Below are 9,527 nucleotides of genomic sequence, written 5' to 3' on the forward strand. Positions count from 1 at the left end.
AGTACTTCATCACGATTTTCTGCATATAAACACAGTTTCTCGATCAGTTCCGCTTTGGCATATTCCTTACGGGTCAGTACTGCAAAGGCGTAGGAGCGCAAACGGGAGCCGGTTAAGCCCGGTTTCGTTTTATCTTCCTGCTTGTTATCAAATAAGCATTCTTCAGGATCAAACTCGGGCAGGGCATCAGCTTGGGATGGAGTTGCTGGCTTGGACGAATCATGAGCATCGCCAAACTGTTGCTTGATGGTTTCATAATCCAGGAGCTTAGTGAACTTTGCATCAGACATAGTGAATCCAATTCATTATATTACCTGTCCATAATAACAAAAACGCCCCGTAGGGCGCTCTGTAAGACGTTTAAGGATTATGCATCCAGAAAGTCTGCTGGTTCTTCTTCGTCTTTATCTTCAACCACATTGCCTGTCGTCAAAAGCTGCTCACGAATCAGTTTTTCAATGGTATCTGCAAGTGCTTTGTTCTCTTCCAGATAACGAATAGTGTTGTTCTTGCCTTGGCCAATCTTGTCACCTTGATAAGAGTACCAGGCACCGGCTTTCTGTACGATTTCCTGCTGTACTGCAAGGTCAATCAATTCACCGAGATGGTTTACACCTTTACCATACAGAATTTGGAATAGAGCTTCCTTAAATGGAGGCGCCATTTTGTTCTTCACAACTTTAACTTTAGTTTCAGAACCAACGATTTCGTCGCCTTCTTTTACCTGACCAATACGTCGGATATCCAGACGTACAGAAGCATAGAATTTCAGTGCATTACCACCAGTAGTAGTTTCCGGACTACCAAACATCACACCAATTTTCATACGGATCTGGTTAATGAAGATCACCATACAGTTTGAACGCTTGGCATTACCAGTGATTTTACGCAGTGCCTGGCTCATCAAACGTGCTTGCAGACCCATGTGTGAGTCACCCATTTCGCCTTCAATTTCAGCACGAGGGGTCAGGGCAGCTACAGAGTCGACAACGATCAGGTCAATCGCGCCTGAACGTACCAGCATGTCGGCAATTTCAAGTGCCTGTTCGCCATGGTCGGGTTGAGATACCAGCAGGTTGTCGATATCTACACCCAATTTACGTGCATATTGAGGATCAAGCGCATGTTCAGCATCGATGAATGCACAAGTACCACCAGCTTTTTGACATTCTGCAATCGCTTGTAATGTCATGGTGGTTTTACCTGAAGATTCAGGACCATAGATCTCGACAATACGGCCTTTTGGTAAACCGCCAATACCGAGCGCGATATCAAGCGTTAAAGAACCTGTAGATACAGCTTCAACTGCTTGAACGGTATTGTCACCAAGACGCATTACTGTGTTTTTGCCAAACTGTTTTTCAATCTGGCTTAAGGCAGCATTCAGCGCCTTGTTTTTATTCTCATCCATCTTACAACCTCAATACGATGTCACTAAATTAGTACTCAAGTGGATGTCTTAAATTAGAGCTTTGTTCCACAGGTATAATAGTGACAGAAAGTTCCCTGATATTCTATAAAATTCAGCGCATGTACGACATACGCTGACGCTTGAATTTAATCATCATTATATGACCAATGCTGGTCAAATAGCTGACTATTTTCGTCTCTAAATTTGCTGATGTCACGGCGATCTTTTTTACTTGGTCGGTGATCCGGACGAGCAAGATTATGCAACTTTCTTTGTGATGCAATCAATTCCCGTCGGGCAATACTGACTTCAGTTTCTTCATAAAGTGTTTGCGCAACTGGAGCAGGGCCACGGACATCAGATAGTTCTTTGACAACAACAGTTTTCTTGTCAATGCCTTGTTGGACCGTGATTTCCATGCCGATCCGGACTTCACGGGAGACTTTGACACGTTCGCCGTCAATATGCACCTTGCCGCCTTCAATGGCATTCTTGGCAATGGAGCGCGTTTTGAAAAAACGTGCCGCCCACAGCCATTTATCTATACGCATGCCTACCGCATCTTCGGGTAAAGACGATTTACGCATATTGCTTGTTAACCTCAGCCTGATTTAAATATGTGATTAAATCTGTTAATTGGTGCAGCATCGGGTAATTGCAAGTCTCGCGAGAAACTTTGCTGGAGGAGGGCTGTTTAATACTGAACAGATTCTGAATGCCATAGGCTTTGGCACCATTCAATACTTTTTCCGTATCATCAATAAAATAGACTTGTTCAGGATCAAAAGGATGCAGGGCGTTTAGACCTTGCCAGAATTCAACAAACTCCTTGGCATGCCCGATGGTTTCAGAGCTGACAATCACGTCAAAATAATCTTTGAGTTGCAGATGTTCCAATTTGAAGCTGAGTCCGGCACAGTCGGCATTGGTGGCCAGCCAGATCGGGTAGCCATTTGCCTTTAGATAATCCAGTAACTCCAGTGCCTGTGGTCTTAATGCGACTTTGGATTTATGCTCGATTTGCATCGCCAGAACATCCACTTCGACTTTAGCTGTCCAGAAGCGCGATGAGTACCAGTTTAGGGTATGATTATGTTCTTGATAGAATGCATAAAGCGTTGTTCGACTTTGCTCCAGGCTGCAATGGTGCGTTTCAGCATAGCGGACAGGAAGCAGGTCATTCCAGATGAAATCGTCATAGGCAAGATCAAGTAGGGTCCCGTCCATATCAAAAATAATGGGCGGTTTTTCTGAGCAATTCGGCATATAAGGTTTTCTATGTTTAAAGCAACAACAGCACCACAAGATCCGATGATTTTGCAGTTTGTGCCCATTTTGACACAGGCTTGTGAAATTTTGCGAGAAGAATATCAGCAATATTGTTCCGGTGCTGCTTTTGACATTGAAAGGAAAAAGGATGATTCGCCTGTGACGCAAGCCGATTACCGCGTCAATACTTTTCTGACTCAGGTCCTCGCTGAAATTTCTGATTTACCGTTACTTTCTGAAGAAGGTAAACAGGAGGACCGTCAGGCATGGTCTGCATTCTGGCTGCTCGATCCTCTGGATGGCACCAAGGAATTTCTGCATCAACGACCCGAATTCACTATTAATCTGAGCCTGGTCAAAGACAATCTGACGACTTTTGCCATTCTTGCAATTCCGGCACAACAGCTTATCTATTTCTGTCCAGAACAAGGTATGCCGCTAAAATATGACATTCAGCAAGATTGCTGGCATGAATATTTTCCAGCATCTCAACAAGACACGGTGCATATTGGTCTAAGTCAAAGTAGCCAAAAAAAGCCTAAATATGCGGCTTATCTGGAAAGTCTGGCTAAATTTACTGAGTTTGAGGAGTTTAAAGCTGGCAGTGCTTATAAATTTTGCATGATTCTGGAAGATCAGGTGGATATTTATCCGCGCTTTCATCCGACCTGTGAATGGGATACCAGTGCCGGGCAATGTCTGCTGGAACGTATTGGCGGCGGTTTGGTAGATTTTAAGGGACGGCCATTTAGTTATAACCAGCGCGAGACCTTATTAAATGGTGGTTTTATTGCCTATAAGACCAAAGAGATGAAGATATTGGCCTTTAAGGCACTGGCTGATATGCAAGGCAGTGATTGAGCTGTGTAACGTTCATGTTATAGTGAAGATGATTCCGTTGATAGACCAGTTGGCAAGATTGTGGCATTAAAACTGCTTCCACCGAGTATGCTCAGCGCAATAGATTTATTGCCTGATACGAAGACACCTGTGACTCTGTTTACGCGTCATTCCTTGCGTGAAGAAGTTGCCGGTCAGGGCCTGGCAGGCTATGACTTGCAATTAACATCACAGGGGCGTGATCTGGCGCAGGAGTGGGGGGCTTATCTGGTCAATCAAACTGATCGTCATATTCAGCATTGTATCTCTAGTCCTATTCAGCGTTGTGTCGATACTGCCGCCCTTATGATTGAGGGTGCAGATGCAACCAATAAGGCATCGCATACCCATAACATTGAAATTATCGAACAAGGCTTACTGGTCGAACCTGGCAGTTTTGTACTGGATATTCAGAAGGCAGGGCCATATTTTAAGAAACAGGGTGCATTAGGTTTTATTAATAGCTTTGTGAATAACGCCTTGCCGGGTATGAAACATCCGATTCATGGTGTGGTCGATGTACTGGAGTTAATCTATAACACGCATCCAAAAACGCCGTATGGACTCAGTCTGGCAGTAAGTCATGACACGATTCTGGCAGCCATGATTGCAGTCATGTCAGGTCATCAGGAAGTTAGCCGGGAAGACTGGCCAAAAATGATGGAAGGTTTGTTTGTCTGGTTCGAAGGTGATGTGTTTGAGGAGTCTAAACTGAAATGGATCTGGCGCGGTAAGGTGTATGAACTGGATATTTCCCAGTTTCAGAATGCGGAATTACACACCAGGAAATAACTTAAAAGCTCAATCATGAGGGTTGAGCTTTTTACATTTGTCTTATGAAAGTGAAATAGAATAATCATCAAAAATCACTATGCTGATATCTAAGCAGATATTCAAGTATGGGAAAAACAATGAAAACCATCACAATTTTAAGTTTGGTTATTATAGTGGGTCTAACCGCCTGTCAGAAACGTGATACGGATTCGCCAGAGCAGGACAAGACCACAACGCCACATTCTATGGATAAGGATCAATAATTCAAATATTAAACTGGCTGATATTTCCGTTCTTATTTTTATCAATCCTATTTTGGGCAGGAAATAGGATTCTATAATTTTTAAAGAATATTTTAAAAATATTGGGAAATAAGGAAGAAGAATTGAGTGGAAATAATCTTGTAAAGTTTATTTATTAAAAAATGATCTTTTTATTGAATAGATCATTTTGTTGATTTACTAAATTTTGGGCACAAAAAAAGCCCTAAAAGGGCTTTTTTCATTTGCGATTAGTTAGAAGCTAATGCTTTAACTTGCGCGTTCAAACGGCTCTTATGACGAGCTGCTTTGTTTTTATGGATGATACCTTTGTCAGCCATACGGTCGATTACTGGAACAGCTTTTTTGTAAGCTTCAGTAGCAACAGCATAGTCGCCAGCAGCAATAGCAGCTACTGTACGTTTAAGATAGGTACGAACCATAGAACGCAAGCTTGCGTTGTGTTTGCGTGCTTTAACGTTTTGACGAGCACGTTTTTTAGCTTGAGCAGAGTTTGCCACTCGTGCACTCCTTGAAATAGATTGGTCTGGGCGGGCTGAAACTCAACTGAAAACCAACATCAGAAGAACTATCACCAGCCCGTAAACAAGTGCCATATTTTGAGGAAACTGAGGGCTTAAGTCAAGTCTTGACATGCTTTGACAACATTTTAGTTGCAGAAAAATTCTAAAGAAAACGTTAGATTAGTATTCAGGCAGGGAGATCGTACAAAAAATGACTAAAACCATAACATATCCAATCATCATTGGTGCCACAGGTCTTGTGGGTAAGAGCTTGGTACAACAGCTGGTTAATGAGCCGAGCTGCAAGCATATCAGTGTCGTGGTACGCAAGCACCAGCCAGAGTTTGAGCAATGGCCCAAAGTCAAACAACTGGTCTTTGAGGATTTTCTGATGTTGAATGATCAGGATGTCAGCGGACATACCCATGCTTTCAGTTGTCTGGGTACAACCTTAAAGCAGGCAGGTTCCAAAGATGCTTTTTATAATGTGGACTATACCATCAATGCCCATTTTGCCGAGCTGGTCCAACAGACGGATGCGCATTATCTGCTGATTAGTGCCATGGGGGCGAATGCTGAATCCTGGTTTTTCTATAATCGGGTCAAAGGCGAACTGGAAGATTATATCCAGACCTTAACGCTGGAACGAATCAGTCTGATCCGGCCATCTTTATTAATGGGTGAACGTGGTCATCAACGTTTACTGGAAGATGCTGCACAGAAACTCTATGGCAAGTTTTCGCATTTGGTACCGGATTCTTTTAAATACAAGCCAGTGACAGCCGAGCAGGTGGCTCATACTATGGTATATGCAGCCCTGAATCAGACTGTGAAATTTGAAATTTATGATAATTTAGCCATACAAAAAATGAAATGAGGGTAAAAATCGTGTCCAGCGTACCATTTGTAACTTGTGACCTGCTTGATGATAATCCGGATAAAGACCTGCAGGTAGTCACCCCATGCCTAGATGGCAAATTCTTTAGAAGCTATGGTGCACGTAAAAGCTTTGGTGGCCAGATTGTCACAGTAAAGTGCTTTGAAGATAATTCTCGTGTCAAAGAATTACTAGCAACCGATGGTGCAGGCAAAGTCTTGGTCGTGGATGGTGGTGCTTCGATGCGCTGTGCACTGATGGGTGACCTGATTGCTGAATCAGCAGTAAAGAATCACTGGAATGGTGTAATTATCTATGGTTGTGTACGTGATGTGGATGCGATTGCCGAACTGGATCTTGGTGTGCATGCCTTAGCTTCGATTCCTCAAAAGAGCAATCGCAAAGGTATTGGTGAAGTCGATGTTCCACTGTACTTTGGCGGCGTGACTTTTCAATCAGGTGAATACGTTTATGCGGACAATAACGGGATCGTGCTGTCTAAAGAAAAACTGGTGGACTAATCCTGTTTATTGAAAACATACAAAAATCAGCTATACCGTGAAAGTCAGTCAGTTTAGATTGCTGCTTTCACGGCTTTAAAACAATAAAGAGGACAGACGATATGTTAGGCCATCAGATTAAAGTAGCACAGGCATTGGCATCCGCATTTCTGGAAGGTGGACGAGGAGTTTCCGGAACGCCATTTCCAAACCAGCCTGAAAAACCCTTAAAGCTTTATGAGTACGAAGGCTCGCCATTCTGTCGCCGTGTCCGTGAAGTGATGACTTTACTCAACCTTGATTATGAAGTGTATCCATGCCCACGAGGCGGTAAACGCTTCCGTCCTGAAGTAAAACAGCAGGGAGGCAAACTCCAGTTCCCATTTTTAGTAGATGAAAATACGGGAGATAAACTTTACGAATCTCAGGATATCATTCATCACCTGTTTAAGCATTATGGCAAAACTGGTAAGACTCCGGCGAAATATTCAAATTATCCAAAGGTGCCGGTGGCTGCAATTGCCGGTACGATGGTCAACGGTTTACGCGGTGGTATGGCAAAACCATTAAAGAAAAATAAACCTGCACCTGAACAGCTTCTGGAGCTGTGGGGGTTTGAAGCCAGCCCGTATACCCGTATAGTCCGTGGTGTATTGTCTGAGCTGGAAATTCCTTATATCTACCACAATGTGGCGAAAGAACGCTGGCAAGATTATGGCCCAGCCAAGCTACGCTTAAAGCCAGGAAAATACGAGCCCTTGCCAGGCGGTAAACGCGAACAGCTGTTCACCATGATGGGGAACAATATCCAGGTGCCTTATCTGGTCGATCCGAATACCAATGTAAAAATGTTCGAATCTAAAGATATTGTGAAATATCTAAAAGGTCAGTATGGCGCTTAATTTTCGTAAATTTTTTAATTAAAGAATTTCCTAGGTCACCAACAAAAAAAGAGGATCAAATGACCCTCTTTTTTTGTTTGTTATTCTTCTTCAGCAGGCGGAACCAGCATGAGGATGGATTCATTGAGCAGATCTGCCAGGTCTTCCAGCATATCTTCATCAGCAAAGTCCAGATTGAGCATCACAGACTCCCCATTGGCGATCAGCTTGAGTTTTTCTGCAAAAGCTTCTGAGACACATAAACCTTCACCATTGCCCCAGAATAGTATTTCATCATCTTCTTCAGTATAAAGCAGGCGTGATGCAGGCTCGAGCATAATGCTATAGCCTTGGTCTAATGCTTCTTCCAGGTCGCCAGTACCAATTTCTTCTGCTTCTGGAATATTTTCTGGGTATTTAGGTTCAGACATCAGGCTCATGATGGCATCTTCAAGTACATTGGAGTTATGCAGCTGCTCCATGATTTTACTTTTCAGATATTCAAGCTCATTAGCTGTGACTTCACCGGCAGCACTGATTTGATCACGAATGATATCAGTTAGGGGATTACGTAAAACTTCATTTTCAGCAAACTTGTCTCCAACACGGTCCATCATGTCACTGACATTTGGCATACGGAAACCAAAAGAGAAAGTTAAACAGTCATCTTCAGCTACGCCGTAGTGTGAAAGCCCAGGTGGAACATACAGTAAGTCGCCTGGAGCAAGGACTTCATCAAAGTTTACATCCATTTCTGGAAGTAATTTTAATGGCTGACCCGGAACAAGTTCAGTCTCTGCATTACACATCTGACCTAATTGCCAGCGACGGTGACCATAACCTTGTACAAGGAAGACATCATAGAAGTCGAAATGCTTGCCTACAGAACCACCCTGAGGCGCATACGACACCATGATGTCATCACGGCGCCATTGTGGAATGAATGGAAATTTTTTCCAGAGTTCTGATAGATCAAAGGAATAGTGATCTACTGCCTGAACAAGGAGTGTCCATAATTTAGGCATCTTCTGGAAATCAGCTTTTAGTAAAGGTGAAGATTTCACTGACCATTGGTTCGGGTCGCGGTCTTTTTGCTTGATCAAGCGTGCAGTGACATTTTCATCCAGAGCCAGCTCCATGACATCGTCTGGTTCAAGCAGGCCAGCAATTTCAGGCATGGCATTACGTACAAGGAGAGGTTTTTTCTGCCAGTATTCAGCAAGGAATTGTTCAGCGGTAATTCCGCCTAATACATCTAAAGGTTGGGACATGGGATTAACTACAAGATAAATTTTGCTTATTGTCCCTTGAGTTATTGAATGGTGCAAGCGAGATGGTGAGAAATAGGCCTTTTATAAATACCAGGAGAGCAAACTAAGTAATATTTATTTTCATAAAATAAATGATGAGAATTTTATTTAAAAATTAATCTATTAAAAAAATTTAGCGCTCTTAAAAATTGAATAAGAAGAATAGCATTTTGAATGAAGGATAAGAATTACAAAGATATGAACCAAATTAGAGTAGCTTAATTAAAAGTGATAATTACGTAAATAAAATAGTGAAAAACATACTTTGATTGACATAAGTGATGAAATGACACAATTTTTTGTAAGGAGAATAAAAATAATTTGGAAAATAAAATGAAAGAAATTCAAATAATTAATAAAAAAACAAAAGAAAAAATACAGCTGAATGCTGATACGGTTCGAGTCGATCAAAGCTCCATTGTAAAAATCAAAATTTCTAAATCAGATATTGTCCAGATGTCTCAAGACGGTACAAATCTGATTTTAGTATTGAGAAATGGCGAAAGATTGGTAGTTGAAAATTTTTATGCAAACAATCATGAAGGTTTAACGTCTAGTCTTGTGATTGAAGAGCAAAGCGGTACTTTGTATTGGTTTGATGAGGTGACCAAGCAATATAAGCAGATTTCAAGGACAGATACATTATTACCATCTTCCTCGTTTCTTGCAGAAAATTGGGAGTGGATAGCGATTGGTACATTGCTCATTGGTGGAGTTGCAGCGACAGACAGTGGTGAGGTTGAAGATGATGAACAGTTAGAGCTAAATGAGCCAGTGCCAATAGATCCTGGGCCGGAAGTGCCAGTAGAACCTGAACCGGAAATACCAGTAGAGCCAGAACC

12 protein-coding genes and 1 pseudogene are annotated in these 9,527 nt (G+C 42.2%); 7 read left to right on the plus strand and 6 right to left on the minus strand.

What is annotated here, in order from left to right:
- The 4 genes and pseudogenes from B3D47_RS10830 to B3D47_RS10845 form a co-directional block, all read right to left on the minus strand.
- A pseudogene (locus tag B3D47_RS10830) lies at positions 1 to 290 on the minus strand (regulatory protein RecX); the annotation flags it as partial.
- A 77-nt stretch (positions 291 to 367) separates the two neighbouring features.
- A complete protein-coding gene (gene recA / locus B3D47_RS10835) occupies positions 368 to 1,411 on the minus strand; it encodes a recombinase RecA (RefSeq protein ID WP_005221756.1) in 1,044 nt (347 codons plus the stop codon).
- A gap of 146 nt (positions 1,412 to 1,557) precedes the next feature.
- Entirely contained in the window at positions 1,558 to 1,998 is a 441-nt protein-coding gene (locus tag B3D47_RS10840; protein ID WP_048881674.1) for an RNA-binding S4 domain-containing protein, read from the minus strand.
- Entirely contained in the window at positions 1,991 to 2,677 is a 687-nt protein-coding gene (locus tag B3D47_RS10845) for an HAD-IA family hydrolase (protein ID WP_004812672.1), read from the minus strand. The genes B3D47_RS10840 and B3D47_RS10845 overlap by 8 nt, the downstream gene beginning before the upstream one ends.
- A gap of 12 nt (positions 2,678 to 2,689) precedes the next feature.
- Here B3D47_RS10845 and B3D47_RS10850 point away from each other — a divergent pair, with 12 nt between their 5' ends.
- From B3D47_RS10850 to B3D47_RS14800, 3 genes are all read left to right on the plus strand, one after another.
- A complete protein-coding gene (locus B3D47_RS10850; protein ID WP_273797687.1) occupies positions 2,690 to 3,541 on the plus strand; it encodes a 3'(2'),5'-bisphosphate nucleotidase CysQ family protein in 852 nt (283 codons plus the stop codon).
- 60 nt (positions 3,542 to 3,601) lie between these two features.
- A complete protein-coding gene (locus tag B3D47_RS10855) occupies positions 3,602 to 4,351 on the plus strand; it encodes a histidine phosphatase family protein (protein ID WP_008305272.1) in 750 nt (249 codons plus the stop codon).
- 119 nt (positions 4,352 to 4,470) lie between these two features.
- Positions 4,471 to 4,596 carry a hypothetical protein gene (locus B3D47_RS14800; protein WP_260396204.1) on the plus strand — a complete coding sequence of 42 codons (126 nt, stop codon included), beginning with the start codon at positions 4,471 to 4,473 and terminating at the stop codon, positions 4,594 to 4,596.
- A 248-nt stretch (positions 4,597 to 4,844) separates the two neighbouring features.
- Here the strand turns inward: B3D47_RS14800 and rpsT are convergent, their stop codons facing one another.
- Positions 4,845 to 5,114 (minus strand): 30S ribosomal protein S20, encoded by a 270-nt coding sequence (rpsT, locus tag B3D47_RS10860; RefSeq protein ID WP_004786139.1) that lies wholly within the window; start codon positions 5,112 to 5,114, stop codon positions 4,845 to 4,847.
- A gap of 214 nt (positions 5,115 to 5,328) precedes the next feature.
- Between rpsT and B3D47_RS10865 the strand changes: the two genes are divergently transcribed.
- From B3D47_RS10865 to B3D47_RS10875, 3 genes are all read left to right on the plus strand, one after another.
- Complete coding sequence (locus tag B3D47_RS10865; RefSeq protein WP_253169544.1) at positions 5,329 to 5,994, plus strand: NAD-dependent epimerase/dehydratase family protein; 666 nt, start codon at positions 5,329 to 5,331, stop codon at positions 5,992 to 5,994.
- A gap of 11 nt (positions 5,995 to 6,005) precedes the next feature.
- On the plus strand, positions 6,006 to 6,515 hold the full coding sequence (gene rraA, locus B3D47_RS10870; protein WP_286861990.1) for a ribonuclease E activity regulator RraA: 510 nt from the start codon (positions 6,006 to 6,008) through the stop codon (positions 6,513 to 6,515).
- A gap of 101 nt (positions 6,516 to 6,616) precedes the next feature.
- The gene (locus B3D47_RS10875; RefSeq protein WP_004812679.1) at positions 6,617 to 7,396 is read left to right on the plus strand and encodes a glutathione S-transferase N-terminal domain-containing protein; all 780 of its coding nucleotides are present in this window, start codon (positions 6,617 to 6,619) and stop codon (positions 7,394 to 7,396) included.
- Positions 7,397 to 7,476: 80 nt separating this feature from the next.
- Here the strand turns inward: B3D47_RS10875 and B3D47_RS10880 are convergent, their stop codons facing one another.
- A complete protein-coding gene (locus B3D47_RS10880) occupies positions 7,477 to 8,646 on the minus strand; it encodes a cupin domain-containing protein (protein WP_286861992.1) in 1,170 nt (389 codons plus the stop codon).
- Between the two features lie 372 nt (positions 8,647 to 9,018).
- Here B3D47_RS10880 and B3D47_RS10885 point away from each other — a divergent pair.
- The coding region (locus tag B3D47_RS10885; RefSeq protein WP_286861994.1) for a BapA/Bap/LapF family prefix-like domain-containing protein at positions 9,019 to 9,527 on the plus strand (509 nt) is incomplete at its 3' end.

It is taken from the genome of Acinetobacter sp. UBA3461 (assembly GCF_002381195.1).
Taxonomy (GTDB): Bacteria; Pseudomonadota; Gammaproteobacteria; order Pseudomonadales; family Moraxellaceae; genus Acinetobacter; species Acinetobacter schindleri.